The following is a 25,684-nucleotide window of genomic DNA, read 5'->3' on the forward strand; positions in this document are numbered from 1 at the left end:
CAAAAATAGAAGACCGCAAGTAACGAATGTACGTTCGCTAACAGACAAAAAAGTGCATTCTGGATAAAGTTGGCGCCCACACACGCCGAGCCGATATCCATGGACGCACACACCACCGCCGGCCCCGCGCCGGCCGTCGCCACCTATCCTATCAGCCTGCGCATCAATGGCGAGCAGCGCCAGTGCGAGGTCGAAGCCTGGGTCACCCTGCTTGACCTGCTGCGCGAGCGCCTGGGCTTGAGCGGCACCAAGAAGGGCTGCGACCACGGCCAGTGCGGCGCCTGCACCGTGCTGGTCGGCGGCAAGCGCATCAATGCCTGCCTGACCCTGGCGGTCATGCAAAACGGTAAGGAGGTCGTCACGGTGGAAGGGCTGGCCGATGGCGGCCAGCTTCATCCGCTGCAGCAAGCCTTCATCGATCACGATGCCTTCCAGTGCGGCTACTGCACACCAGGCCAGCTGTGTTCGGCCGTCGGCCTGATGCGCGAAGGCGAGGCGCGCACCGTGGCTGAAGTACGCGAGCTGATGAGCGGCAACGTTTGCCGCTGTGGCGCCTATCCGCAGATCATCGCGGCCGTCACGCAGGTGATGGGCCTGGCCGAACACAAGGACAATCCCGACCGCCCCTACCTTCCCGGCACGGTGCCCGCATGAATCCAGTCACTTTCCACGCGCCCCAGGCCCATGCCGAGGCGCTGCGCCTGGCCGCCCGCGACGGTGCGGCTTACATCGCCGGCGGCACCAACCTGATCGACCTGATGAAAGAGGGCGTCATGCGCCCCGCCTCCCTGGTCGACATCAACAGCCTGCCGCTCGACACCATCGCGCCCACGGAGCAGGGCGGCCTGCTGCTCGGCGCCACCGCGCGCAATGCCGACACCGCGTATCACCCGCTGGTACGCAGCGGCTACCCGCTGCTGTCGGCGGCGATCCTGGCCGGCGCCTCGCCCCAGATCCGCAACATGGCCAGCGACGGCGGCAACCTGCTGCAACGCACGCGCTGTCACTATTTTTACGACATCGCCGTGCCCTGCAACAAGCGCGTTCCGGGCAGCGGCTGCTCCGCCATCGGCGGCCTGACCCGCCAGCATGCCATCCTGGGAGCGAGCGAGCATTGCATCGCGACCCACCCGTCCGACATGTGCGTGGCGCTGGCGGCCTTGGGGGCCGTGGTGCACGCAAGCTCGGAGCAGGGTGAACGGCGCATCGACTTTACGGACTTTCACCGCCTGCCCGGCGCCAATCCCGAGCGCGACAACACCTTGCTGCCCGGTGAGCTGATCACCGCCATCGAATTGCCGCCGGCCGGCCAGTTCGCCGCCCACTCGGCCTACCTCAAGTTGCGCGACCGCGCCTCGTACGCATTCGCGCTGGTGTCGGTCGCCGCCGCGCTCGACATCGGCCCGGACGGCACCGTGCGCGCCGCGCGCGTGGCCCTGGGCGGCGTGGCCCACAAACCGTGGCGCGTGCCCGCGGCCGAGGATGCGCTGCTTGGCAAGCAGCCCGCCAGCGCCGCCTTCGAGGCCTGCGCCGAGCTGCTGCTGGCCGGCGCGCGCGGCCACGGGCAAAACGATTTCAAGATCCCGATGGCGCGCCGCGCCGTGGTGCGCGCGCTCGGACAGGCCGCCGCCGGCACCATCGACAACATGCATGCGGCGCCCGCCAGCGCCGGCAAGGAGCCACTGTGACCGATCTCATTGAAGCACTGCGCACCCCGGTGGCCGACGAAGGCACCGGACCGGTCACCATCGGCATGGCCGTCTCGCGCGTCGATGGCCGCGACAAGGTCACCGGCCGGGCGCGCTACGCCGCCGAACACCCGGCCGAGGCCTTGCTGTACGGCGTGGTCGTCAGCGGCACCATCACCAAGGGGCGCATCGCCGCCATCGATGCGGGCAGGGCGCTTGCCGTGCCCGGCGTGATCGAGGTGATCACCCACCAGAACCGCCCGCGCATCCGCTCCTTCGACCTGTTTTACAAGGACATGACGGCACCGGGCGGCTCGCCCTTCCGCCCGCTCTACGATGACAGGATCCACAGCAGCGGCCAGCCGGTGGCGCTGGTGGTGGCCGACACGTTCGAGGCGGCGCGCCATGCGGCCTCGCTGGTCGATATCGCCTACGAGGCCGAGCCGCACGAAACGTGCCTGCTCGACCACCTCGAACGCAGCCACAAGCCGAGCCGCCTGAAGGCCGGCTACACGCCCCCGCCCGAGCCGAAAGGCTTCGCCGACGAGGTCTGGGACAAGGCGCTGGTGACGATGGAAGGCGAGTATTACAGCGCGGTCGAACATCACAACCCGCTGGAAATGTTCGCTTCCACCGTGGTGCGCGGCCTTGACGGCCACCTGACCATCTACGATAAAACACAGAGCTCGCAGAACAGCCGCTGGTATGTGTCGCACGTGTTCGGCCTGTCCAAAGACAAGGTCACGGTGCGCAACCCATACGTGGGCGGCGCCTTCGGTTCCGGCCTGCGCCCGCAATACCAGCTGGCGCTGGCCGTGATGGCCGCGCTCAAGCTGGAACGCTCGGTGCGGGTGGTGCTCACGCGCCAGCAGATGTTCAGCTTCGGCCACCGCCCGGAAACCGTCCAGAAGGTGCGCCTGGGTGCGCGCCCGGACGGCACCTTGACCGCCATCATCCACGAAGCGCTGGCCGAAACCTCGCGCAACGAGGATTACGTGGAAGCGGTGGTCAACTGGTCGGGCCAGCTGTACGCCTGCGAGCATATCCGGCTCGGCTACAAGCTGGTGGCGCTGGACCGCTTCAGCCCCATCGACATGCGCGCGCCGGGCGCCGCCCACGGCGTGCACGCGCTCGAAGTGGCGATGGACGAACTGTCGTACGAACTGAAAATGGACCCGCTCGCGCTGCGCCTGAAAAACTACGCGGATCTTGACCCGACCGAGGGCTTGCCGTATTCGACCAAGGAGCTGCGCGCCTGCTACGAGCAGGGTGCGCAGCGCTTCGGCTGGCACCGGCGTCCGGGCGCGGTGCGCTCCATGCGCGAAGGCCACGAGTTGATTGGGTGGGGTATGGCGACCGGCATGTGGGACGCGATGCAGATGTTCGCGCGCGCCAGCGCCGTGCTGCACGCCGACGGCAAGCTGGTGGTGAGCAGCGCCGCCACCGACATCGGCACCGGCACCTACACGGCGATGTGCATCATTGCGGCCGACACGATGGGCATGCCGCTCGAACGGGTGCGCTTCCAGCTGGGCGACTCGACCCTGCCGGTGGCGCCGGTCGAAGGCGGTTCCTCGCACGTGGCCACGGTCGGATCGGCCGTGCAGGGTGTGTGCGAGAAGCTGCAAAAGAGCCTGTTCAAGCTGGCCCGCACGATGCCCGATTCGCCGTTCGCCAAGGCGCGCTTCGAGGATGCCGAATTTGCCGGCGGCACCCTGCGCCTGCGTGCGCAGCCAAGCCACGCGCTGGCGCTGGCGGCGATCGTGGCGTTCGATGGCGCCGGACGGCTGGAAGAAAAGTACATGATGCTGCCGAATGTGCTCAAGCAGAAGAACTACCTGCGCGCCACCCACTCGGCAGTGTTTGTCGAGGTGAGGGTCGACGAAGCCTTCGGCACGGTGCGCGTAACGCGCGTGGTCAGCGCCATTGCGGCCGGGCGCATCATCAACGCCAAGGCGGCGCGCAGCCAGATCATCGGCGGGGTGGTGTGGGGAATCGGCCAGGCGCTGCACGAAGCAAGCCAGTCCGACGACCGCATCGGCCGCTTCATGAACCACAACCTGGGCGAGTATCACGTGTCGGTCAACGCCGACATCCACGAGATCGACGTCGTGTTCGTGCAGGAGGACGACCGCATCGTCAGCCGCCTGGGCGCCAAGGGCGTGGGCGAAATCGGCCAGGTGGGCGTGGCGGCGGCGGTGTGCAACGCGATCTATCACGCCACCGGCCGCCGCGTGCGCAGCACGCCGATGACGCCGGACAAGGTGATGGCCCCGTAAACGCGCGTCCGGCGGGGTGCGTCAGCGCGCGCCGTTTGGTTCGGGTGCGCACATTGATCTGCCTCAAATCCCCGCTTGACCAGCGTCATACAGTGGAGGCGGAGCAGGGCGGGCAAGGTCGCCCTTGCGGTGGCGATCCGGGGGAAATCATGAGCTTTAAAACGATTGTCGTGCACGTCGACGACATTCCCAATGCCGGGGCGTGCTACTCTTTCGCGGCCGAGTTGGCGCTGGTGGAACAGGCGCATCTTATCGGCCTGGCCAGCAGCGGCGTCACCCGTTTTTTGCGCGAAACGGTCGCCGTCGACTACGCCGCTCCCTCCATCACGCCGTATCTCGACACCATGCGCGACCGTGCGCGCGTGCGCTGGAGCAGTTCGAGCGGGTTGCGGCCAGCTTGCCGCTGGCGGGCGGCGATCTGCGCCCGGTTACCGCCATTGCCAGCAAGGCGGGCGTGCCGGGGCTTTACCAGGGCGCTGGCGCTGGAGAACGCATCAAAAAATGTCACGGTCAATGCCATCGCGCCCGGCTACTGCGATACCGACATGCTCGCCGCGCTGGCGCCGGGCACCTGCAAGCCATCGTCGCCGCCATTCCGGTCGGCCGGATCGGTGTCCCGCCCGATATTGGCCGCATGGCGGCGTTTCCCGCGTCCGACGACGCCGGATTCATCGCCGGCGCCACCTTCGACGTCAACGGCGGGCAATTCATGGGCTGACGCAAGGTGGCGCGGCCGCAGGGGGCCACGGTTCCGTCCGCAGCCATGGTCCGCCTGAGTGGCGTTTTGCGCCGGCGTAAAAGCGGACTGCGACGAAGTGGCGCGCATTTGAGCTGGCTCAGATAACGCGACGATAGCGCGCATATGATCGGGTATCTGGCACGGCGCGGCGGCGCGCAGGACCACAGTAGCCAAGCCGCAATCCGAATAACTCAACTGAAGGAGAATGCGAATGGCCAGTCATCTCACCCGTTTCGACCCCGTTGGCCCGATCAGCCAAATGGACCCTTTCCGCAGTTTCGACAGCCTGTTCAACGCCTTCGACCTGATGCGCCCCTTGCGCGCCTTCGACAGCGAGCGCATCCGCATGGATGTCAGCGAAACCGACCAGGCCTTCGTGGTGCGGGCCGACATGCCCGGCGTCAAAAAGGAAGACGTCAAGGTATCCATCAATGGCAATGAAGTCACCATCAGCGCCGATGTCAGCCAGGAGCAGGAGCACAAGGAAGGCAGCAGTGTGTGGCGCGAGCGCTTCCAGGGCCAGCAATACCGCAGCTTCACCTTGCCCCAGCAGGTAGACGAAGAGAAAGCGAGCGCCACCTGCCGTGACGGCGTGCTCGAACTGACCCTGCCCAAGAAACCTGGCAGCGGCGGCAAGCAATTGACCGTCCAGTAAAGATGGCTGGCGGCGGCCGGCCTGCCGACAGCGCGCTATCGCGCCAACCAATGCCCCGCCGTGCGGCGATGCGACGGTTGGCACGGCCGGCGACGGGATGGTGTGAATGGTTCCGCTGCGCAGCGATGGAACGGTTGGCGCGGTCCGCGAGACGGGGCGGCGCAAAGGGCTCCCGGACGGTTCCGAAAAATGTGCCACCATACATCGCGGCGGCGAAGGGTTCGACACCCGTTCACGCCTTGAAGGTCAGCAGCGGCGCCAGCTTGGCGATCGGGCGCACCAGTCCTTCCTCGACCTGCGATTCGATCACCGGTCCGATCGGCTTGTAGGCCCCCGGCGCCTCTTCGATGCGGCGTTCCTCGCGCAAGGTGATGCACTCGAACTGGCGTTGCGTGCCCGCACCCGCGTCGTGCTTCGACTTCCACGCCATCTCCATGCGCGACACCGCCCGTCCGGCGCCGTGGCTGGCCGAACTGGCCCAGCGTTCGTGACCGAGTCCGTCGAGCAGGTAAGAATCGTCGCCCATCGAGCCGGGAATGAGCAGCGGCTGCCCCGCATGCGCCGGCGTGGCGCCTTTGCGGTGCACATTGCCGTCCGCTTCACTGAGCACGATATTGTGCGGCACGTCGCATACCAGCGGCATCGACTGGTCGCCGAACACCTGGCGGATGCGCTGGCGCACCAGTTCCACGATCAGGGCCCGGTTGGCGTCCGCATAATGGGCGGCGGCGTGCATCGCCGTCAGGTATTCGGCGGCCAGCGGCCCGCACAAGCCATACAGGCCGGACTCCGGATGCTTCACGCCGGATGGCCACTCGGCTTTGGCGCGGTCCATCCAGCGCGTGCCGATGTATGAGCCTACATCGCGCGAGCCGCTGTGCACCATCAGCGCCAGTTGGCCCGGGCGCACGCCCAGTTCAAAGGCGCGGTGGCGGTCCAGCACCTGCGACACGGTTTGAAATTCGCAAAAATGATTGCCGGCGCCGAGGGTGGCAAGGCCGGGGTCGCGCAGCAGGCCGCGGCGGGTATCCTGCAGCGCTTCGGGCGCGTAGTGCGCATTGCCGGCGATGTGTGAGGCCGCGAACAGGCGCGCCGTCTCCGCCTCGACCTGGGCGAAGTCGATGTGCGCGAACAGGCCTTCGCGTGTGTTGCGCATGGTGCGCCAAAAGGCGCCCAGGCCGTCGGAAAACAGCGCCGTCATGGCCGCTGGCGTGGTCGGCACGTTGCGCGCCGCTTCCAGCAAGTCGCCCTTGAGCAGCGCCACCAGGCGCTCCTTGTGCGCCAAAAACCGTTCGAGCGGCACATCGAGCACGTGCAGGCGCATGCCGCAGTTGATGTCGCGCCCGATCGATTCGGGCACCACGAAGTCGTGGTTGGTAACGAGGATGCTGCCGACCGGTACCGGCGCGCCGGGATGGAAGTCTGGTGTGGCGCAGGCGCGGCAGACATGCCCGCCATGCGGATGGCGCATGCCGGCAAATGCCAGCAGTTGGCTGACCGCTTTTGCTTCGAGCGGCAGGCTGTCGGGCAGCAGGATTTCAGCGCGCACGTCGGACCGCAAGGTCGACTGCACGCGCAGGATATTGCCTTCGCGTTCGGCGAAGATGTTGTGGGAGGCAAGGGCTTTGGCCAGGCGTTTGGCCGATACGGTGGTGCTCATTTGGCTGCTTTCAGTAGACGAAGAAAAACGCACCTTCGAAAAGGCGGTTTCTTCAGAGGCAGCAGCCAATACAACGAAGAGTGCGCATTATAGCAGGGGCAGGCAGGTGTGGTGATTTCGATATGATTGGAGTGAAAATGAAATCATAGTTGCAGCAAGTCATCGCCCTGTCATACCTGTTGCGTACCATCGCGGTTTTCACCCCCGAGAGTTGACCGTGAAGTCCTGTATCCGCGCCCTGTGGCTGGCAATGAGTATCTGTTTAACCCTGCCGGCTGCCCGCGCCGGCGCCGCCGAGCAGATCGTGGTCGGCCATGCGATCGACCTGTCCGGTCCCAACGGCAGCATCGGCCGCGATTACGTGGCCGGCATCACCACCTATTTCGACAGCATCAACGTCAAGGGCGGCATCAACGGCAAGAAGATCGTCTATACCGTGCGCGACGACCACGGCGTGGCGGCCGAATCGGCCAGGCTGGCCGGCACCCTGATCCAGCAGGATCGCGCGAACTATCTGCTGGGCGCCATCGGAGCCGAGTCGACCCAGGCCATCCTGGCCGCGCCGGCGTTTGCCGACTCGCGCCATGTGCTGTTCGCGCCGCTGACCGACGCCTTCCCGGCGCCGCGCGGGCGCGTGATCTTCTGGCGTCCGAGCATGGAGCGCGAGTGCCAGTTCATCCTCGCCTATTTCGACAAGCTGGGTCTCAAAAAAATCGGCATTGTCCTGCAGGACACGCCGCACAACCAGAAAATCTACCAGCTGGTGTCCGAGGAAGTGCGCAAGCGCGGCATGACCCTGGTCGGCACGGCGCGCGTGTCGGCCAATATCGAGGCTGACGCCAAGCAGTTAAGTGCCTCCGGCGCCAAGGTGGTGCTGATGATCGCCGATACCATCGGCGCCTCGCAGTTCCTGAAAGCCTTCCGCAAGCATGACGCGAGCACCTTCGTGGCCGGCACCTCCTTGATCAACCTGGCCACCTTGAGCGAAATCGCAGGCGCGCGCGCCACCGAGTGGACCGTGTTTTCGCAGGTGGTGCCCAATCCCGGCAGCACCGCGTCCAGGCTGCAGTCCGAGCATATCGACATGATGAAAAAATTCCGCGACGAGCCGGTGTCGGCCATCACGCTCGAAGGCTTTGCCGTCGCCAAGACCCTGGTGAAGGTGATTCAGATGGAGGCGGCCGGGCGCGGCGGCCTGCAGACGATGGCCGCCAGCCGCACGCCGATCGACATCGGCGGCATGACGATCCTGTCCGCCGACCGCAAGAGCACCATGTCCGAATTCGTCGACATCGCCTTATTCAAGCGGGACGGTCGCTTGATGTATTGATGGCGCAGGAACCGGCGCGCCTGCCGGCGAGTCGATGTAGCGCGCCGTCTCGCGCAGTGCCGTGGCGCTTGACCCGCAGGCAAATACCAGCACGTCGCCCGGCTGGCAGCACTGCATCGCCGCCGTGAAGGCATCGCTGACCGGGACGATGGCGTGCAGCAGGCGTTCGTCTTTCCCGGCGCGGCGCGCGCCATCGAGAATGGTGCGCGCCGTTTCGCCGCTGGCGCGTCCGCGTGGATCGGCTTCGTACACGAACAGTTCATCGAATCCTTCGGCGCAGGTGTGGCCGATGTCGAGCAGGTCGGCTTCGCGCCGGTCGCCGGGACAGGTGAGTACCGCGATGCGGCGCCCGCTAGAGAGCGAACGCGCCATCGATGCCATGGCCGCGTAGGCTGCCGGGTTGTGCGCGTAATCGACCACGATGGTCACGCCGTGCGCGCTGTAGATGTTCGAGCGCAGCGGATTATTCTCGCGGTCCGACACGAAGGTCGACAGGGCCACGGCAATCTGCGCATGGCTGAAGTCGGCCCCCATCAGTGCGGCGCCGGCCGCCAGGGCATTGGCGATGTTGTAGCGCGCGTGACCGTGCAGGCTGGCGGGCATGCGCTCGGCGCGCAGCAGTTCCAGCCTGCGCGAGCCGTCATCCAGGATCAGCGCATTGTCCTGGAAGTAGGCCGCGCGCCCGCCGTTGTCGAGGTGACGCAGCAGGACCGGGTTGTCCGGGTCCATGGAAAAGAAAATGCGCTCCACGTCGGCCGATACCTGCGCGCCCATCGCCACGCACAGGCCATCGTCGGCGTTCAGGACCACCGCGCGCGAGGCGGCGTTGGCCACCACCGCCTTGACCGCGGCCAGTTCGGCCACGCTGTCGACGCCGTCGAGCCCCAGATGGTCGGCCGACACGTTGAGCACCACCGCCACCGCGCAGCGGTCGAACGCCAGGCCGCGTTTCAAGATGCCGCCGCGTGCCGTTTCCAGCACGGCGATGTCGACGCTCGGGGTGGCGAGCAGGGTCCGGGCCGAATGGTAGCCGGCGCAGTCGCCGTCGATGATCCGGTGGCCGTCGATGTACACGCCCTCGGTGGTGGTCACGCCTGTGCACAGGCCCGCCAGCCGGGCGGCGTGGGCGATCATCAGGCAGGTCGTGGTCTTGCCGTTGGTGCCGGTGACGGCGATGACGGGAATGCGCCCATCGCTCGCGCCGAACATCGCCTCCACGATGGCGTCGCCGGCGTCGCGTGCCTGGCCATGGCTCGGGTATTCGTGCATGCGGATGCCGGGAGCGGCGTTCACTTCGATCAGGGCGCCGCGCTGCTCGCGCAGGCACTGCGAAATGTCGGCGCAGATCACGTCGATGCCGGCCACGTCCAAACCGATGAGCTGGGCGGCGCGGATGCACATCTCGCGCGTGGAAGGGTGCACCAGGTCGGTGACGTCTTCGGCGGTGCCACCGGTGGACAGGTTGGCGTTTCCGCGCAATTGCACCTCGACGCCGGCCGGCACCACTGAGTCAAGCGCGAACCCTTGCCCGGCCAGCAGCGCCAGTGCCAGCTCGTCGAGCCGCAGGCGGGTGAGGATGTTGGCGTGGCCCTCGCCGCGCGCCGGATTGCGGTTTTCAAGGTCGACCAGCTCCTGCACGGTGGACCTGCCGTCGCCGCGGATGGACGGCGGGCGGCGCAGCGAAGCGGCGGCGAGCTTGCCGCCGGCGACCAGCAGCCGGTAGTCGCGCCCTTCGATGAAGCGTTCGACGATGATCCGGCGCCCATACTGGCGGGCGAATTCGAAAGCGGTACGGACCGCGTCGGCATCGGTGCATTGCGTCGTGACGCCCTTGCCCTGGTTGGCGTCGAGCGGCTTGACGGTGACGGGAAAGCGCAGGCGCGCCGCCAGCGCCACCGCTTCGTCGGCGGTGCCGACAACACCGCCCTTGGGTACCGGAATGCCGCCCTGCTCGAGCAGGGACTTGGTCAACTGCTTGTTGCTGGCGATGCCGACCGCGATGGTGGAAGTGTCGCCCGTGACGGTCGCCTGCAGGCGCTTCTGGCGGCTACCCCAGCCGAGCTGGAACAGATTGGCTTCGTCGGTCAGGCGCAGCGCGGGAATGCCGCGTGCCCGCGCCGCGTCGACCACGGCGGCCGTGCTGGTGCCGATGGCGCCGCGCTCGGCCACTTCCTTGAGTGTGGCGAGGCGCCCGGCCCAGTCCTGTACCTCACCACGCGCCATTGCCCGCACCATGTCGAGCGCCAGGGCCATCGCCTCGACGGCGACCTGCTCGCGCTGGTAAGCGATGACGATGCGCCACTGCGTCGCATCGACCTTGCCGGTCAAGCCGAAGCTGACCGGCGTGCCGGCCATGTTTTGCAGTTCCAGCGCCGCATGTTCGACCGCGTGCGCCAACGTTGGGTAGCTGCCCCGGCCGGCCATGCCGGGTAATTGCGCATGCAGAGAGTCGGCGAAGCCGGGCGCGATGGCCGGCACAGCGCCGGTATCGACCACGGTTTGCAGGCAGGTCAGCCGCGACCAGCGATTGGGGCCGCGCAGGATGCGCTGTTCGATGATGTCCATGTTGTTTACGCGATGTTGGTAATGATTTTCAAAAAATCGGACAAGGCATCCGGCGTTGCTGTGTCGCACGGGCCGCCGTAGCGGGAGCCGGACGGCAGCAAGTGAAGGCGCACGTCCACCATTTCAGGCACCTTGCGGTTGCGGATGTCGGCCACGTTCGACACCATATGACGGCCGTCGATGACGGTGACGGCGCCAGCACCGAGGATCTCGATGCCGCCGCCCGCTTCGATCAGCAGCGCCGTGTCTTCATCGATGCCCACGCCGAGCAGATACGGGTTTTGCGCGACCACGGTGAGCAGGCGCGCCAGCCGCTGGCGCTGCGAAAAGTGCTGGTCGATCACCACGCGCTGCACAAATCCGATGCCGGCCCCCAGGCTGACCGCGCCTTTTTCCGGATGCAGGTCGGCCTTGCCGTCGGCCAGCATATGAGCCGACATGGCTGACGCCCCCGCGCTGGTGCCGGCGATGCAGGCGCCGCGCGCGAGGGCCGCGTGCAGCGCTTCGTCCAGCTTTGTTCCGCCGATCAGGGCCAGCAGGCGCTTCTGGTCGCCGCCGGTCATGAAGATGCCGTCCGCCTGCGCCACGTCGGCGGCCGTGGCCGCATCGTCGGCGTCAAGGCGGCTGGCGACGTGCACCGGCTTGCGCTTGTCCACGTTCATGGCGCCGAACGCGGCGTCGTAGATGGACCACACGCGCTCGGGCACGCGGGTGGCCGCCGTCAGCACCACGATGCGCTTGTCGGGCCCACCGCACAGGGCGATGAAGCGCTCCAGGATTTGCATGTCGTCTTCGCGGTCTTCGCCGCCGCCGATGATCAAGAGGCTGCCGCGGCGCGTGCCGGCTTGGGCCGGCGCGTTCATGCGCCGCCGTCGGGACGGGTGGCGCACAGCCACACCGCCGCGATCCGGTCGGCGTAGGCGTACGGGGCTTCGTCGAGTTCTTCGCCGAATACGTCAGGGTCGATTTCGTCGTAGGTCCAGTGAAAACCGGCGGCGCGCAGGCGCGGTTCGACCGCCTGGCGGAACGGATCGGCATTGGCGACGATGGCCGCGCCGGTGTACAGCATCAAGGTGCCGCCGGGCGCGAGGCGCTTGATGGCTTCGTCGACGATGGCCACCGACAGGCCGGCACCGAGGTCGCCGCCGCCGTGGCGGTAGGCGCGCTGTTCGCGGTCGATCAGATAGGGCGGATTGGCGACGATCAGGTCGAAGTGGCCGTCGACCTCCGACAGCAGGTTGCTGTCGACGGGCGTGAGGTTGGTCACGCCGGCGATGCGTGCGTTGATGTCGGTGAGCACCAGCGCCGCCGGGTTGATGTCGACCGCGAACACCCTGGCGTCCGGATGGGCCAGTGCGATCGTGATGGCGCCCGGTCCCGCGCCGCAGCCGATGTCCGCCGCGCGCCTGACCGGCGCGGTGCGTGCCGCCAGCGAGGCGCGCATGGCGCGTATGAAGCGGTAGGTGTCGGGGCCGAAGAACACGGCGTCGGCGGCGCTGGTCGGGTAGGCCGAATGCAGGTACAGCTGGCCGTCCAGGGTGGAGGCGCGCAGCACGCTGCGCAGCATGCCGTTGTCGTGGTTGACCACCTCGGCTTCGTGCATCAGGTCCATCAGGGTGGCGTTAACCACGGCCGGCTTGAAGGCGCGGCTCCAGCCGAAAATGCCGGACAGGTCATGTGCCCAGCCGCTGGCCAGGCGCGCGTTGACACGGCTGTGCGTGAGCGGGGTGACGGTGGTGAAGGCGTAGCCATGCTGTTTCAGGCCGCAGCCCAGCGCATGCAGCGCGGCCTTGCGTTCCTCGCCGGCGATGCCGATGGGAGGTGCCTGGTCGAGCCGGTGACCGTCGATGGAGATAATGGGGGCGCTCATGCTGTTCCTGTGTTTTTGTTGGTCAGCCGAGCAGGCGCACGAACATGCGCGTTGCCATCAGGCCGGTGGCGGTGTGGTGTCGGGATGGCGCCATGTGCGCCACCAGCAGTTTCATGGCGGCGGCGGTCGATGGCGCCAGCGCGACGGCTTGTTCGAGGCGGCGCAGCTGGTCGTTTTCCGCTTCGTGCTCGCCGGCGTGACCGGCGTACGGGTAGCGGATCAGGGCACGCGCGCCGTGGGCTTTGGGCGGCGCGTTGCGGGCCGGGGCGAGCGCGCGCTGGAGGGCGCGGAACGAGGCCACGCGCGGCGCCCCGGCGGCGGGCTCGCCCGCCTGCGCAGGGGCGGCGATCCAGTCGGCCAGCACCTGCTGCTCGTAGCTTGAAAACACGCCGAACATCTCGGCGTGATCGCCCTGCAGCAGGCCCCAGAAGCGGCTTTCCTGAGGCGCCGCGCCGCGCTTGATCCAGCCGGTGGTTTCAAAAGCGCGCAACAGGCCGGGGATCTGTTCGGGGTCGGCCAGCCAGGCGTTGATGGTCTTGCCGGCCACGCGGCAGTAGTCGCTGTGCATATTCTGTCCGACCACCGCCTTGGCGGCGAGGATGCGCACCAGTTCTTCTTCGAGGTCGAAGGAGGCGATCACGGAGTTGGTGTTTTCGCCCAGCTCATTGAGCTTGTACCCTTCGCGCACGCGCCGATAGAAGCCGGCCGGATCGGCCGCCCGCGACATGACCCGTTGCAGCGCGTTGACGGCGTCGCGCGCGTGACCGGTCGAACCATTGTCGACCGTGATATGCAGGGTGAAGTAGTACGGGTCGATTCCCAGCTCGTTCAATTCGTAGGCGGTGATGAGCAGGTGCAGCGGCAGTTGTTCGTAGCCGAGGTTATAGCCGATCATCTCGGGCAGGAAGCCTTCGCCCGCGTGCGCCAGTGCCAGTTGCAGCGCGCCCTGGGTGAAGTGGGCGCCACCGAGGTCGTCCCAGTCGGCGCAGCCGTGGTTGTCGAGCAGGCGCTGGTACAGCACCACGTGGTTTTTGTCGGGCAGGCCGTCGCCCAGTTCCTCGACGTAGGTCTTGACCAGGGGGCGGAAGTCGTTCTCCTGCCAGCGCTGCAATGCGCCGTACAGCCAGGCGCCGTCCACCAGTTTGGTCGGCGCCACGCGGCGCAGGAAGTACAGCGCGTGCGCCTTGTTGCTGAAGTAGCGGCGCGCGGCGCCATCGCGGCGGCTGGCCAGGTATTGCTGGTACAGCGCGCCGATGGCGGCGCTGCGCGGCGCGATCCAGTCGTCCAGGCCGGTCGGGGTGTCGGGCAAGTCGCATGGCTGCGATCTTGCGCGGGCCAGCTGGCTCACCAGATAGGCTTGGGCGTCGGCGGCGGCGCTGGCCGGCGCCTCGGCCTGCGAGAGGGTGTCGTACAGCGCGCGGCAGCTGGTCGTGGCCGGCGCGCATGGGCGCGCAGCGAGGATGGGGGGCGTGGCGAATGCGGTGCTTTGCATGGTGGACATGGGTGCGGTTACTGTATTTTTCAGAGAGGCCTCATTATCGCTGCCGCCCCGGGCGCCTCGTATCGGTGGTCAAGCTGTGCTTGTGTAAGACAACGATTACGCGGCTGGCACGATGATGGCGTGTGGCATGGCGCGGTTGGCGCGTGCTCCCTGATCGGTCTTGCTCACCGCGATCAGGCCGACCGCGACCGCCGGGGCGAACAGCCCGATGCCGCGCTGGAGCGCCTGGTCCAGCGGCGTTCCGGCCGCGATCCACTGGTACACCGTGCCCGCCAGCAGGTGGCGCACGATCTGCTCGCCGATGCCGGTGGCCGCCACCGCGCCTTGCGGGCCGGCGTAAAAGCCGCTGCCGATGATGGGCGTGTCGCCCACGCGGCCGAGCAGGGAAGGGGCCGAGCCGCCGGTCGAACTGGCCACGGCAAAGTGTCCGTCGGCGCCGCGCACCACCGCGCCGACCGTATCGCAGGCGCGTTCTTCGGCCTGGTCCAGGGGACGCTCGTAGTTCCACAGGCGCGCGAACGCGGGCCGCTCGCCCAGCGCGGCAAGCAGGCGCGCATGCGCTGCGCGCGCCTTGTCGGTCGGCTGGTAAAACGGCGGGTGGCCGCCGTTGCGGGCGAAGCGGGTGGCGCCCTCGCCGGCCAGCAGCCAGTGCGGGCTGTCGGCCACCGCACGCGCGACCAGCACCGGGTTCCTGACTTGCGTGATGCAGGCCACGGCGCCCAGGCGCCCCCGGGTATCCATGACGGCGGCATCCATTTCGATGGTCTGGCCGTCCAGGCACAGCACCGAGCCGGTGCCGGCGTTGAAGCGGCCGTCGTCTTCCATCGATACCACCGCGGCCACGGCGGCATCGAGCGCGTCGCCGCCGCGCTGCAGGGCGGCCAGCGCCAGGCCGGCGGCGCGGACGCAGCCGTCTTCATTGTCGCTGGAGGTAGCGGCGCCGCCGTGGACTACAATGGCATGGGCAGTGGACATGGGTGTTCCCGCTTGATTGGACGTGTTCGAGATTATCCGGAGCGGCGCGCGGCGCCAGTGTGCGTTGCCTAACCCTGTGGCGCATCGGCCATCATCGCCAGAACTTTGAGTAAATGTAAAAATGATGCAAGTGGTTTTGTTTGCGAATTGTTAAGTTAATAAAATCGGCGTATGCTGGGTATTCAGGCCGCTTGCGGCCGCCCACCGGGGAATGCATGAGACTGTCCGATATCATTGCGACCGAGCAACTCGAAGAGCGTCCGCGGACAGGCGTGGCGCGCTTGGAAGCGCGCGCTGTGCCGCGCGCTGTGCCGCAGCCTGGCGCAAGCCTGCGCGACGCCTTGCATCCGCGTTGCGAGGAGGCGCTGCTGCGCTGCTCGGCGCAGTCGGCCGGCATCAGCATTTTCGACAACGACGACCTGGACGAGCTGACCTGGGCCGCCACGGCCGGAGTTCTGGGGCCGTTCGAAGGCCGGCGTTTCCCCCGCTCCAATAGCCCGTGCGGGCTGTGCTTTTCGTATCGAAAAACCCAGCTGCTCCTTCAGCCGCACCGGTATTTCGCATGGATGGCGCAAACTGGCGTTCCCATTAACGAAGCGCTGGTGGTACCCCTGATCGGCCAGTTCGGCGCCTTTTACGGGACCATCTGGGTGATGAGCCACGACAACCTGGAGATCCACTTCACCCTTGACGATGCCGATATCCTGGCCGACCTGAGCCGCGGGTTGGCGAGCACCATCCGGCTCAACGATCAGGGCCGCGCTGCGGGCGGGAGCAGTTTCCGACCGGTTTGATCGCGGCAACCGGCACTCTGTCGCAAGGCGCCGGTGGTACGCGCTGGCCGCCAGCGGCTACGCCAGCGGCTACGCCAGCGCGCCTTGACCGCCGCTGCCGGCGCGCAGGAAGCCTTCCAGCGCGTCGACGATGCCGCGTTCGATGTCGGCACCGGCAAAGCGCGGCGGCGCGTCCATCACGGCGGCGTGTACCAGCGACTCCATCATGCGCAACAACATCCAGGTGGCCAGATCGGGGTCGGGCTGGCCGATGTCGTCCTTGTGCCGTTCCAGCAAGCGCAGGATGCGCTGGAAGGAATTGTTGTCGGCCGCGCTGTCCTGGGATGGCGCATCGAAAAAGGGAAATTCCTTTTCCAGCACCTTGTGCAGCTCCGGTTCGACCTGGTGCGCCACCAGCCAGGCATGCACCATGGCGGCCAGGTGCTCGCGCAGGGTGCGCGGCGCTTCACCGTCGAGTATCGCGTCGATGGCGGCATACATCTGGGCGCCATGGCGCTCATGCAGCGCCGTGATCAGCGAATCCTTGTTCGGGAAATACTGGTAGACCGATCCCACGCTCACCCCGGCGCGCGCGGCCACCGCATTGGTGTTCATGCCGGCGTAGCCGCGTTCTTCGAGAATGCGAGCCGTGGCCTGCAAAATCTGCTCGACCATGTGCTGGGAACGGGCCTGGCGCGGCGCTTTGCGGGGCGTGGGAAGAGGGCGCATGATGGTCCTTGGAATGCGAGTTTTCAATATGAGCAATTGCTCGTATTCTCTCATATCGCGAGCATTTACTCGTTTTTATGTGAGGCATTTTCATGCAATCCCCATCGAATGCCGCGGCCAGCGCGCCGCGCAGCCTGTTGTTTGAATTACTTCCGATTACCTTGACTGTGTTCGTCGGCTTCCTGACCCTGGGTTTGGCGCTGCCGGTGTTGCCGCTGCATTTGCAATCGGCTTTGTCGATGAGTCCGCTAGTGGTCGGGACCGTCATCGCCAGCCAGTTCGCCGCCGCGCTCCTGACGCGCGCCTGGGCCGGCAGCATGGTCGACACGCGCGGCGCCAAGCGCGCCGTGGTCATTGGCCTGGGCCTGGGCGCCTGTTCCGGCCTGGCGTATCTGGCGTCGCTGGGCGCGCCGGCAGGCTATGGCGCGGTGGCGATCCTGATCGGCGCGCGCCTGCTGCTCGGCTGCGCCGAAAGCCTGGTGGTGACCGGGGCGCTGGGCTGGGGCGTGGGCTTGGCCGGACCGCAGAATGCGGGCAAGGTCATGGCCTGGGTCGGCATCGCCATGTATGGCGCCTACGCCGCCGGCGCGCCGCTGGGCGTGTTCGTGTACGGGCGTTTTGGCTTTTGCGGTATCGCGCTGGCCACCGTGCTCATTCCCGTGCTGGCGCTGGCCATCGTGGCGCGCGTGGCGGCGCTGGCGCCGTCGCACAAGGTGCGGGTGCCGTTCTATAAAGTGCTGCGGGCGGTATGGCTGCCCGGTGTTGGGCTGGCGCTGTCGAGCATGGGCTTTTGCGCGATCACGGCGTTCGCGGCGCTGCTGTTCTCGGCCAAGGGATGGGGCGATGCCGCGCTGGCGTTTACGTCCTTCGGCGCCGCCTTCATCGGTGCGCGGCTGCTGTTCGGCCACTTGCCCGATACCTTGGGCGGCGCCAGGGTGGCGCTGGTGTGCGTGCTGATCGAAGCGGCCGGCCAGCTGCTGATGTGGAGTGCGCCGACGGCCGTCCTGGCCTGCGTCGGCGCGGCCATCACCGGGTTTGGCTATTCGCTCGCGTTTCCCGGCTTTGGGGTGGAAGCGGTGCGCCGCGCGCCGCCCGAAAGCCGCGCCTCCGCCATGGGGGCATACGTTGCCTTCCTCGATATGTCGCTGGCCGTCAGCGGGCCGCTGGCGGGGATGGTCGCCATGCGCTGGGACGTCGGCAGCGTGTACCTGGCGGGCGCGCTGGCGGTGGCGTCATCGGCCTGCGTGGCGCTGCGCTTGCGGGCCACCGGTCCTGCCTGATGATTTTTTTACTTTAACGGAGTCATATTTTATGTTGGACCATACTGCTACCTTCCCTGCCAGTGCCCTGGCCAATCGCATCCATGCCGCGCTTGAAGCGATGCGCGCGGGTGTCCCGGTGATCCTGATGGACGATCACGACCGCGAAAACGAGGCTGACCTGATCGTGGCCGCCGAGCGGCTGACGGTGGACACGATGGCGCTGATGATCCGCGAATGCAGCGGCATCGTGTGTCTGTGCCTGCCGCCGGAAACGGTGAGCGCGCTGGCGCTGACGCCCATGAGCGCGCGCAACGGCAGCCGGCATGGGACCGCGTTCACCGTGTCGATCGAGGCGAGGGAAGGGGTGACGACGGGAGTGTCGGCGGCGGACCGGGTGGCCACCATCCGCGCGGCGATCGGGCCGGATGCGCAGCCGGGCGACGTGGTCAGCCCGGGCCACGTGTTTCCGCTGGCGGCGAGGGCCGGCGGCGTGCTGGCGCGGCGTGGCCATACCGAGGGATCGGTCGACCTGGCGGTGTTGGCGGGCTTGCGCCCGGCCGCCGTGCTGTGCGAACTGATGAATGCCGACGGGACCATGATGCGCGGGGCGCAGATCGAACGGTTCGCGGCGGACCGGGATTTGCCGGTGCTGTCGGTGGCCGATATCGTGGCGTGGCGCAGCGGGGAGGCATAGGACTTGGATGCGCCAGACCAGAGCGCTTGTGCGGCGCGCGAGGAGGCCGGTGAGTCCGATCAGGCCGTCTGTTCTCCTCGACTGGATCCGGCGCAGCGCCTCGTCGGGGGCTTCGCCGAACTGCCCGATACCCATACTCTGGACGGGCGCCGGATCGTGTACCTGCGCACCTTCAATCCGGGCCACCAACGGCGACCCATGTTGAGCTGGCGGCACCTATCGCATGCAGCCGTCCAATTCATCGGAAACCGGCTGGCGATCGAGGTGGACAACGGTTGTCCCAGGCCCTCGCATCGCATGGCAATCAGGTGTGTTCGAGGATGTTAACCAGCTTTCCAAACGGGTCCCGAACGAAGAACCGGCGCACGCCCCAAGGTTCTTCAACCGGTCCATACTCGATGGAAAAGCCGGAATCTTTCATACGCTTGAGCGCCTCGTCTGCATCGTCCACTTCGATCGATAGGTCCGGCACAGGTGTTCCTGACGCACCTTCCGCTGCAAAGCTCACTTGAATGGTCATTTCGGTTCCAGAGCCGTAGGTTTGAATCCAACCATGATCCATCAAAAGATCAAGGCCCAGAACGTCTTGATAAAAGGCGCTAGCTCGACGTGGATCGTGCGACTCGACATTGGCAACCACACGTTTTACTTGCATTTTTGACTCCTTCGCATTGACTGGGGCTGCCAAGGCCCACTCATGGCAGGCGATAGCGGCCGGTCGTAATGACTCAGTGTACGATGGTGTTGCTCTCAGGGACAAGCAAGAGGTTTTGTCAGGAGTTATGACACTTCTCTGGTTTGGGATCAGTGAGCGATACGCGGTTCATCGAATATCGCGGTCATGGCAGCCACCTCGTGCGCCGAAGCGACGTCGCCTTCCCGCAACTTGAGCGCAAAGGCAAGTGCGGCAGTTTCAAACCTGCCGTCGATCGTGTCAGTCATGCCGGTCGTTCCTCTCCGCTTGCCGCTCGCGCCTCAGCTGCCCAAGATCGATGCCCGCTCGCGCCGCGACGATACCGCCGGCGCATCCGGGCACACCCGGTTGCGCCCGGTCGACTTGGCCAGGTACAGCGCCTTGTCGGCCGCTTCGACCAGCTGTTTCGACTCCATCCCCCTGGCCGGCACCAGCGCGTGCACGCCGCAGCTGATGGTGACGATGCCGACCGGATTGGCCTGGTGTTCGCGCCCGGCCGATGCGATCGGCCTGCGCACCGACTCGGCCACCACGATGGCCCCGTACAGGTCCGTATTCGGCAGCAAAATCGCAAACTCTTCGCCACCCACGCGCGCCGCAAGTTGCCGGCGCGGCGCCGGCCGGTGCGGATGCATTGCCCGATGAATTGCAGGCAGGCGTCCCCGGCCGGATGGCCGTAATGATCGTTGTATTTCTTGAAGAAACAGCGCACTCCGGTGATCGGCATTTTCGACAAGCTGTCGATCGCAATGCCGATCTTGAGGTGAGGATCTGGCAGAACCACGTCCGACGAATAATGCTGACATACTTCTTTGGCGGGCGAGGACCGCTGGGGATTTCAAATCAATGATAGGGCACCCCGAAAAACCGACCCATCCGTGGCATCATAGCGGCTCCACGTTGCTGACCTAATTTCATGATCAAGACGAGTCTGTTTGCCGACCAAGAACGCGAAGCCAAGCTGAACAGGCTTGGTGATGCGCTCAAGTTGATGGAGCAGCATGTCGACTTCATCGCGCTTGCCGATGCGGTTGACGAAGCGTCGACGTCTGGATGAAGACGCACTATCCGGCGGTTCCCTGGTGCCGGTATGCCGATGATGGACTTGCACATTGCAAAACTGAACAAGAAGCACTAGCCCCGATGGCGGATTTGGATGCGGAACTGTTCTTCGACCCGGACGAGATTCAAGCAGCCTACCTGCTGCGCAAAAAGACGCCGCCGGAGAAGCCGCGTCTGAACGACGTTCTGCGCCAGATCGCCTGCATCGGCGGTTTCCTCGCCCGCAAGAGCGATGGCGAGCCCGGCGTCAAGACCATCTGGCTCGGACTGAAGGATGTTCACGTGGCGGTCGAAACGATACGCGCGCTACGGGGAATTGGCGCGCTGAACACTTGTGTATAACGAGGTGCCTTCAAGCGGCTCAAATACTGGTACTAAGTCTCAAATGTGCTAAAAATTCCACGAGTAAATATCGTAAATTGGAGCGTCCGAACCGGAAGTATAAGGATGGCCTGCGTAGATATCCATCACCATGCCGCAAGATAAGTCGGGTGCGATGCAGAAGAAAAAATCCATCCTGTCTCTCTTCGACACGTTTAATCGATACCAATCCTCAGCACTTGTTCGCTGTATTTCCAGAATAGGAAATTGCGAAGTGATGTGCTCTTTGGTTGGAGAATAATTGGGGAAGAAACACAATAATTTCTGTAAATTTGGCAAATTTCTAATTGCCAACAATATTTTTTCATCGATCGATTCATTGGAATTTTCAAAAATCGTTTCTTTTTTCAATTTTTCAATTTTTAACATCGAAAGAATTTTTTGAAGAATGTCACTTGAAATTGGAAAATAGATGGCTTGAATAATCGATTTTTTTAAGGACTCGCAAACTTCCTCAGTAAGAAATTTATTAAAATTTCGACGCTGGGACTGCTGTATGATCTTTATTTCCAAGTTTTTATTATTCATTTTATAGTTTCATAAATTATTTATGCTCAACCACATGCCCGCCAGCTGTTTGATATTTCCACGAACCATGATCGAAAGTGGTTGGCATTCCGTTTTCATCAAGCGCCTTTGCTTCGCCAACGTGCCAATGAGCGCAAGCATGATCGCTGTCGGGTTGGTGATGCGATATAATCATGATTCTTCTTCTTCCCTCATCCCCCCTGATTTCATACGCATATTGTTCCATTCCAGGCGGCACGGGTAGGCGGTTTGAATATGATCCGGCTGGCGTTCGCTGAGCAATAGGTGTAGAACTCGTTGGTATTCCGGCTCGTCTCATAACTTCGCGCCGGGCTTGCTTTGATGTTAATTTCGCATTGCATTTTGTCAATCCAGTTGGATCTACCCATATAACCGGATTTGGCGCATATTGATATAGATTGAAGCCCCCGCTCAATCCAATTGGATCTTGCATCAAATATCGGCCACAGTCCGGATCGTAGTACCGGTTTCGATTGTAATATAAAGCCGTTTCCTGATCTTCGTACTGTCCTTGGAAGCGCAGCGGCTGCTCCACGTCTTTTGCGTTGTAACGGTAAATCCGCCCCCAAGCCTTGTACCGTGCCGACCAGACGCTTACGCCATGCTCGTCCAGCAGCTCCTGCGGTGTGCCGAGATGGTCGCACTGATAATAATGAATGCGGTCCTTGGCCGCATCATTGCCGTCGGCCCGTTCCTGCCGCAGCGCCCAATCGCCCCGATGGGCTTGTGCCTTTTCAGCTTCGTGTTGCAGAAGATCCGGTGGCGGATTGTTCCGCACATCGGGCAGCTCCCATTCGTTAATGTGGCACAGGTAAGTGCCGGCCGGCGCATAGCTCGCGATGCCTTCGCCGGACTCGATGCGCGCTAGCGGCACGAAGCTGTCCGGCTCGTACAGGTAGGTGACGGTCTTGTCGGCGTGGATTTCTTGCGCCAGGACGTCGCCGTCCCAGACGAAGAGAGTGGTTTTGACGGCGACGGCTCGCGCGGCGCCGTCCGCTTCCCGCCGTTCCTCGCTGACTTCCTTGGCGATGCGGCGCCCGAAGGCGTCGTAGGTGTAGTGCGCCACCTGTCGACTCTGTTCGTTCGTGCGGGTTGCCGTGATCAGGCGGTTCTCGCTGTCGTAGGCCAGCGCCAGTTCTTGCGGGCCACCGTCGCCAGCAGGCCAGCGCTTGCCGATCACGTTGCCCCGGGCATCGTAATCGTAGACATGGCCCGCGTATTGGCGCAGCAGGTTGTGCGTCACCTTGGCCAGTCTTGGGGCACCATGCCGGGCTTGTTCGCCGAAGTGCGCCTCTTCTTTGCGCAGCTCCTCCGTCTCGTGCGGCGTCCCGCTGTTCTTGCTTGAGGGCGGGTCCAGCAGATTCCCGGCCGGGTCGAACGCGAAGGTTTCGCTCGCCTCGTGTTCGCGCAGCGCCGACAGCAGTTGGCCCAGCGGGTCATAGGCGTAGCGCAGGTCGCCTCCGCGTTCGTCGGCGATGCGGGTCAGGTTACCGGTGGCGTCGTATTCGTAGCGGCGCTCGCGCAGGCGCTCGTTCCCTCGTGTCAGTGCGAAGGCACTCAGGCGCGACTGCGGATCGTAGGCGCGGCTTTCAGTGAGGCGCTCGCGGCCGGTGCCGACCTGACGCGACGTCTCGCGGTGCAGATGGTCGCGCTCCAGGTCAACCAGCGCCGTGCCCTGCCACAGTGTGCCGTGCCAATGGCCGGAGCCGTAGCGTTGGGTGTCGATCGTGCGCCCGTTCGGCAGCGTGCTCTGAATGCGGTTGCCGAGCAGGTCGTAGGCGTGGGTCAGCGTGAACGCGGCCGTGCGCTGGCGCGGCTCACCTGGCAGCGGCAATTGTCCCAGCATGTAGGCGACGCGCTCGTCGACCAACTGGCCGGCAGCGTCGTAGCCAAAGCGCTGTTCGGCGCGCTGGGAGGCGACAGCGGTCAGCCGCCCGAGCGCATCATAGGCGTAGCGTACGTCGCCATCGGGCATGTTCCTGGCCACCAACTGGCCCATCGAATCGCGAAGGTAGTCGGTACGCACGCCTTCGCAGGTGCTGGACACCAACAGACCCGCGCCGTCGTAGCTGAACCGCGTGATCTTGCCGTCGAACCCCGTTTCGGTGAGCAGCCGGCTTTCCTCGTCGTAAGTGAAGCGATAGGAGTCATCGTTGCCGTTGACCAGCTCGACAAGGCGCAGCGCCTCATCGTGGCGGTAGCGCATGGTCTGGCCCTTGGCGTCGATGCGCTCGACGGGAAGGCCGTGGCCGTTGTAGCGGTAGCTTGTCACCTGCCCCTTGGAATCCGTGTGCCTGGTCAGGTTGCCGTCGGCATCGTAATCGAACGTCTCCGTGGTTTTATCCGGATGGGTGACGCCAACCATGCGGCCGAGCCCATCGTAGCGGTAGCGGCTGGTGTTGCCGACCGCGTCCACGCTGTTGAGCAAGCGGTTTTGACCGTCATATTGATACAGGCTCGTATAGCCGGAGCAGTCGGTGTACGACACCAGGCGACCGGCGCCGTCGTAGGACAGGCGCTTGGCGCCGCCGCGCGCATCGGTCAGCACTGCCAGCCGGCCTTGACCGTCATAGCTGTACGCGGTTATGCGGCCCAGTTCGTCGGTGCTGTTGACGATACGCCCTGCGTCGTCGTAGCCGCTGCGCGTGCTGTGGCCAAGGGCGTCCGTGACCGTGATGGGCCGGTTGCGTGCATCGTAATCGATGCGGGTGACGTGGCCGAGCGCATTGGTGACGCCGGTCAGGTTGCCTGCCGCGTCGTAGGTATAACGGGTGGCGTTGTGCGCTCCGTCGGTGTCGGACAGCAGCATGCCGTCCTTGTCCCACTCGCGTCGCCCGAGGGAGCGCGCGATGCCATCGGGCCCGACCCGGCGCACGTCGGTGGCCAGCCACTGCGCATTGAAGGTGTATTCCAGTACGCCGCCGTCGGCTTCGGTAAGGCGTGTCGTGTCTTGGTCAATATACGCAAACGCATTTGCGCCGCTGCCGTCGGCGCCAGCAACCCGAAACACGCGCGCACGATAGCTATTGTCCTGGGTGACCGGATGATGCCGGGCCAGCTGCGCATCGTCGAGTCCATTTCCCGACCAGCGCTCACGCAGCAATTCCAGGCTGCCCCATTCAAGGTGGTGTGCGAAACCGCTGTAGTTGGTGCATGAAAGCAGCAGGCAGTGTTGATACGAATAGGTGCGCGAGGCCCCGGCAATATTCGTTTGCGTGACCAGATACCAGCGTTGCGGCAGTGCGTCGAATGGCGTCGGCTCGCCTTCAATGTCATCGGGTTTTGCTGCCGCCTCATAGCGGTAGCTTACATGGCAGATCCTTGTACCATCGTCGAGTACCTGTTCAATGCGGCCGATACGGGCCGGCGCATTGGCGTCGGATTGCGTTATGGCACCGGGGACCTGGTGCTCACGCAGCGCTTCCAGCGTAAGGCCGTCATGGGTACGTACACGCAATAGCACGTCGCCGGGCGCCGAATCGTCGTGCCGTTCGACAGTCCAGCCGCTGCCGTCCAGGTTGGTACGGCGCTCGACAGCGTAACGCTGTACTTGCGCCGGGGAGCGTGGCGCCAGCATGGCATTGACGCCGTCGTAGCCGTGCGGCAGGACCCCGTCCGCCACGCGCCGGAATGTGTCGACGCTGCCGTCGCGCCAAGTCAAGGAGTAGTGGGTGTCGCTGTGGCAACGCAGAACGAAACCTTCGCTCCGGTTGTCGTGCTCCTGGCCGACCTCGATGGCCGGCAGCCGCAGCGCGCGACCGGTTTCCTCATGGTACACCACGCCTTTCGCGCAGACGGACAATGATGCCGTGAACGGCGTTGCCCAGCGGGCACCGAGCAGGCCCCAGTCTTCCGATTCCGAGCCTGATCGGTAGGTGCGCCCCCATTCCAGCGCAATTGGCCCGGCAAGCACAAAATCGCTCTGATACAGAACTTCTTCGCCGGTGCCGATATGCACAGGTTTCCTGGTGCTTGTTTTCTTGCCTCCCGGTGCGGCATTTTTGGGACAGCAATCGGACGGCTTGTCCCCTTTTTGTTCCTTGGGCTTGACTGTCTTGCCCCCATCGCGGCCATCGTGGTCCTTACCGCCCTTGTCGGCCACGGGAGGCTTGGCGGGAGGTGCCGGGGTCTTGCCGGGGATTGCCTTTTTCGAAGCGAATCGTTTGACGAAATTGAATGCGCTGCTCGCTTTTTTCAGGACGACATTCTCAATAAAATTTTCGCCAACCTTCATGGCGACGCCTACCATATCGGGTGTTTTTCCCGTACTAAGCATTG

Annotated in this window: 22 protein-coding genes and 2 pseudogenes; 11 read left to right on the forward strand and 13 right to left on the reverse strand. The window is 65.0% G+C overall.

From position 1 onward, the window contains the following. The first annotated feature begins 99 nt into the window (after nt 1-99). The 5 genes from IV454_RS19510 to IV454_RS19530 all read left to right on the forward strand — a co-directional run bounded on the left by IV454_RS19510 (nt 100) and on the right by IV454_RS19530 (nt 5,361). On the forward strand, nt 100-654 hold the full coding sequence (locus IV454_RS19510) for a (2Fe-2S)-binding protein (protein ID WP_206087434.1): 555 nt from the start codon (nt 100-102) through the stop codon (nt 652-654). Further along, on the forward strand, nt 651-1,688 hold the full coding sequence (locus IV454_RS19515) for an FAD binding domain-containing protein (protein ID WP_206087435.1): 1,038 nt from the start codon (nt 651-653) through the stop codon (nt 1,686-1,688). The genes IV454_RS19510 and IV454_RS19515 overlap by 4 nt, the downstream gene beginning before the upstream one ends. Beyond that, the gene (locus IV454_RS19520) at nt 1,685-3,967 is read left to right on the forward strand and encodes a xanthine dehydrogenase family protein molybdopterin-binding subunit (RefSeq protein WP_370663755.1); all 2,283 of its coding nucleotides are present in this window, start codon (nt 1,685-1,687) and stop codon (nt 3,965-3,967) included. The genes IV454_RS19515 and IV454_RS19520 overlap by 4 nt, the downstream gene beginning before the upstream one ends. A gap of 149 nt (nt 3,968-4,116) precedes the next feature. Next, nucleotides 4,117-4,743: an SDR family NAD(P)-dependent oxidoreductase gene (locus IV454_RS33575; protein WP_370663756.1), complete on the forward strand. Its 627-nt coding sequence runs from the start codon at nt 4,117-4,119 to the stop codon at nt 4,741-4,743. A 174-nt stretch (nt 4,744-4,917) separates the two neighbouring features. Continuing rightward, nucleotides 4,918-5,361 (forward strand): Hsp20/alpha crystallin family protein, encoded by a 444-nt coding sequence (locus tag IV454_RS19530; protein WP_206087436.1) that lies wholly within the window; start codon nt 4,918-4,920, stop codon nt 5,359-5,361. A gap of 232 nt (nt 5,362-5,593) precedes the next feature. Here the strand turns inward: IV454_RS19530 and IV454_RS19535 are convergent, their stop codons facing one another. Beyond that, the gene (locus tag IV454_RS19535; protein ID WP_206087437.1) at nt 5,594-7,021 is read right to left on the reverse strand and encodes an RtcB family protein; all 1,428 of its coding nucleotides are present in this window, start codon (nt 7,019-7,021) and stop codon (nt 5,594-5,596) included. A gap of 250 nt (nt 7,022-7,271) precedes the next feature. Between IV454_RS19535 and IV454_RS19540 the strand changes: the two genes are divergently transcribed. After that, entirely contained in the window at nt 7,272-8,351 is a 1,080-nt protein-coding gene (locus tag IV454_RS19540; protein ID WP_206087438.1) for an ABC transporter substrate-binding protein, read from the forward strand. On the opposite strand, the gene cphA is transcribed toward IV454_RS19540, so the two are convergent. The 5 genes from cphA to IV454_RS19565 form a co-directional block, all read right to left on the reverse strand. Continuing rightward, complete coding sequence (gene cphA, locus IV454_RS19545) at nt 8,319-10,916, reverse strand: cyanophycin synthetase (RefSeq protein ID WP_206087439.1); 2,598 nt, start codon at nt 10,914-10,916, stop codon at nt 8,319-8,321. The two genes, IV454_RS19540 and cphA, sit on opposite strands and share 33 nt — an antisense overlap. Nucleotides 10,917-10,921: 5 nt before the next feature. Next, a complete protein-coding gene (locus tag IV454_RS19550; protein WP_206087440.1) occupies nt 10,922-11,779 on the reverse strand; it encodes a cyanophycinase in 858 nt (285 codons plus the stop codon). Further along, a complete protein-coding gene (locus tag IV454_RS19555) occupies nt 11,776-12,786 on the reverse strand; it encodes a methyltransferase (RefSeq protein WP_206087441.1) in 1,011 nt (336 codons plus the stop codon). Before IV454_RS19555 ends, IV454_RS19550 begins: the two co-directional genes overlap by 4 nt. 22 nt (nt 12,787-12,808) lie before the next feature. Continuing rightward, entirely contained in the window at nt 12,809-14,287 is a 1,479-nt protein-coding gene (locus tag IV454_RS19560; RefSeq protein WP_229521723.1) for an iron-containing redox enzyme family protein, read from the reverse strand. Nucleotides 14,288-14,383: 96 nt separating this feature from the next. Next, the gene (locus IV454_RS19565; RefSeq protein ID WP_206087442.1) at nt 14,384-15,262 is read right to left on the reverse strand and encodes an isoaspartyl peptidase/L-asparaginase; all 879 of its coding nucleotides are present in this window, start codon (nt 15,260-15,262) and stop codon (nt 14,384-14,386) included. A 215-nt stretch (nt 15,263-15,477) separates the two neighbouring features. Here IV454_RS19565 and IV454_RS19570 point away from each other — a divergent pair, with 215 nt between their 5' ends. Further along, nucleotides 15,478-16,056, forward strand: a complete 579-nt coding sequence (locus tag IV454_RS19570) for a hypothetical protein (RefSeq protein WP_206087443.1) — start codon at nt 15,478-15,480, stop codon at nt 16,054-16,056. A 69-nt stretch (nt 16,057-16,125) separates the two neighbouring features. On the opposite strand, the gene IV454_RS19575 is transcribed toward IV454_RS19570, so the two are convergent. After that, nucleotides 16,126-16,764, reverse strand: coding sequence for a TetR/AcrR family transcriptional regulator (locus IV454_RS19575; protein ID WP_206087444.1), 639 nt, complete (start codon nt 16,762-16,764; stop codon nt 16,126-16,128). A gap of 92 nt (nt 16,765-16,856) precedes the next feature. Between IV454_RS19575 and IV454_RS19580 the strand changes: the two genes are divergently transcribed. Both IV454_RS19580 and ribB read left to right on the forward strand, forming a co-directional pair. Beyond that, the gene (locus IV454_RS19580) at nt 16,857-18,044 is read left to right on the forward strand and encodes an arabinose transporter (RefSeq protein WP_206087445.1); all 1,188 of its coding nucleotides are present in this window, start codon (nt 16,857-16,859) and stop codon (nt 18,042-18,044) included. A 31-nt stretch (nt 18,045-18,075) separates the two neighbouring features. Continuing rightward, complete coding sequence (gene ribB / locus IV454_RS19585) at nt 18,076-18,720, forward strand: 3,4-dihydroxy-2-butanone-4-phosphate synthase (protein ID WP_206087446.1); 645 nt, start codon at nt 18,076-18,078, stop codon at nt 18,718-18,720. Nucleotides 18,721-19,024: 304 nt separating this feature from the next. Here ribB and IV454_RS19590 read toward each other — a convergent pair whose 3' ends face one another. From IV454_RS19590 to IV454_RS33580, 4 genes and pseudogenes are all read right to left on the reverse strand, one after another. After that, nucleotides 19,025-19,375 (reverse strand): VOC family protein, encoded by a 351-nt coding sequence (locus tag IV454_RS19590; protein ID WP_206087447.1) that lies wholly within the window; start codon nt 19,373-19,375, stop codon nt 19,025-19,027. Between the two features lie 149 nt (nt 19,376-19,524). Further along, nucleotides 19,525-19,662: a hypothetical protein gene (locus IV454_RS19595; RefSeq protein ID WP_206087448.1), complete on the reverse strand. Its 138-nt coding sequence runs from the start codon at nt 19,660-19,662 to the stop codon at nt 19,525-19,527. Between the two features lie 33 nt (nt 19,663-19,695). Next, nucleotides 19,696-20,049: a GGDEF domain-containing protein gene (locus IV454_RS19600; RefSeq protein ID WP_229521724.1), complete on the reverse strand. Its 354-nt coding sequence runs from the start codon at nt 20,047-20,049 to the stop codon at nt 19,696-19,698. Between the two features lie 14 nt (nt 20,050-20,063). Continuing rightward, nucleotides 20,064-20,141, reverse strand: a pseudogene (locus IV454_RS33580) (hypothetical protein); the annotation flags it as partial. A gap of 189 nt (nt 20,142-20,330) precedes the next feature. On the opposite strand from IV454_RS33580, the gene IV454_RS19605 reads away from it, so the two are divergent. Both IV454_RS19605 and IV454_RS19610 read left to right on the forward strand, forming a co-directional pair. Next, on the forward strand, nt 20,331-20,471 hold the full coding sequence (locus tag IV454_RS19605) for a hypothetical protein (protein WP_206087449.1): 141 nt from the start codon (nt 20,331-20,333) through the stop codon (nt 20,469-20,471). A 92-nt stretch (nt 20,472-20,563) separates the two neighbouring features. Then, nucleotides 20,564-20,818 (forward strand): annotated as a pseudogene (locus IV454_RS19610) (IS4 family transposase); the annotation flags it as partial. Nucleotides 20,819-20,866: 48 nt separating this feature from the next. Here the strand turns inward: IV454_RS19610 and IV454_RS19615 are convergent. Together IV454_RS19615 and IV454_RS32925 are read right to left on the reverse strand one after the other, a co-directional pair. Next, a complete protein-coding gene (locus IV454_RS19615; RefSeq protein WP_206087451.1) occupies nt 20,867-21,385 on the reverse strand; it encodes a hypothetical protein in 519 nt (172 codons plus the stop codon). A gap of 16 nt (nt 21,386-21,401) precedes the next feature. Beyond that, entirely contained in the window at nt 21,402-25,682 is a 4,281-nt protein-coding gene (locus IV454_RS32925) for an RHS repeat-associated core domain-containing protein (RefSeq protein WP_307730233.1), read from the reverse strand. Nucleotides 25,683-25,684 lie beyond the last annotated feature (2 nt).

This window comes from Massilia antarctica (assembly GCF_015689335.1).
Classification (GTDB): domain Bacteria; phylum Pseudomonadota; class Gammaproteobacteria; order Burkholderiales; family Burkholderiaceae_D; genus Telluria_A; species Telluria_A antarctica.

Coding starts and splice junctions, on each gene's coding strand:
- IV454_RS19510 (WP_206087434.1), top strand. CDS start 100: ATGGACGCACACACCACCGCCGGCCCCGCGCCGGCCGTCGCCACCTAT.
- IV454_RS19515 (WP_206087435.1), top strand. CDS start 651: ATGAATCCAGTCACTTTCCACGCGCCCCAGGCCCATGCCGAGGCGCTG.
- IV454_RS33575 (WP_370663756.1), top strand. CDS start 4,117: ATGAGCTTTAAAACGATTGTCGTGCACGTCGACGACATTCCCAATGCC.
- IV454_RS19530 (WP_206087436.1), top strand. CDS start 4,918: ATGGCCAGTCATCTCACCCGTTTCGACCCCGTTGGCCCGATCAGCCAA.
- IV454_RS19535 (WP_206087437.1), bottom strand. CDS start 7,021: ATGAGCACCACCGTATCGGCCAAACGCCTGGCCAAAGCCCTTGCCTCC.
- IV454_RS19540 (WP_206087438.1), top strand. CDS start 7,272: ATGAGTATCTGTTTAACCCTGCCGGCTGCCCGCGCCGGCGCCGCCGAG.
- cphA (WP_206087439.1), bottom strand. CDS start 10,916: ATGGACATCATCGAACAGCGCATCCTGCGCGGCCCCAATCGCTGGTCG.
- IV454_RS19550 (WP_206087440.1), bottom strand. CDS start 11,779: ATGAACGCGCCGGCCCAAGCCGGCACGCGCCGCGGCAGCCTCTTGATC.
- IV454_RS19555 (WP_206087441.1), bottom strand. CDS start 12,786: ATGAGCGCCCCCATTATCTCCATCGACGGTCACCGGCTCGACCAGGCA.
- IV454_RS19560 (WP_229521723.1), bottom strand. CDS start 14,287: ATGTCCACCATGCAAAGCACCGCATTCGCCACGCCCCCCATCCTCGCT.
- IV454_RS19565 (WP_206087442.1), bottom strand. CDS start 15,262: ATGTCCACTGCCCATGCCATTGTAGTCCACGGCGGCGCCGCTACCTCC.
- IV454_RS19570 (WP_206087443.1), top strand. CDS start 15,478: ATGAGACTGTCCGATATCATTGCGACCGAGCAACTCGAAGAGCGTCCG.
- IV454_RS19575 (WP_206087444.1), bottom strand. CDS start 16,764: ATGCGCCCTCTTCCCACGCCCCGCAAAGCGCCGCGCCAGGCCCGTTCC.
- IV454_RS19580 (WP_206087445.1), top strand. CDS start 16,857: ATGCAATCCCCATCGAATGCCGCGGCCAGCGCGCCGCGCAGCCTGTTG.
- ribB (WP_206087446.1), top strand. CDS start 18,076: ATGTTGGACCATACTGCTACCTTCCCTGCCAGTGCCCTGGCCAATCGC.
- IV454_RS19590 (WP_206087447.1), bottom strand. CDS start 19,375: ATGCAAGTAAAACGTGTGGTTGCCAATGTCGAGTCGCACGATCCACGT.
- IV454_RS19595 (WP_206087448.1), bottom strand. CDS start 19,662: ATGACTGACACGATCGACGGCAGGTTTGAAACTGCCGCACTTGCCTTT.
- IV454_RS19600 (WP_229521724.1), bottom strand. CDS start 20,049: ATGCATCCGCACCGGCCGGCGCCGCGCCGGCAACTTGCGGCGCGCGTG.
- IV454_RS19605 (WP_206087449.1), top strand. CDS start 20,331: ATGATCAAGACGAGTCTGTTTGCCGACCAAGAACGCGAAGCCAAGCTG.
- IV454_RS19615 (WP_206087451.1), bottom strand. CDS start 21,385: ATGAATAATAAAAACTTGGAAATAAAGATCATACAGCAGTCCCAGCGT.
- IV454_RS32925 (WP_307730233.1), bottom strand. CDS start 25,682: ATGCTTAGTACGGGAAAAACACCCGATATGGTAGGCGTCGCCATGAAG.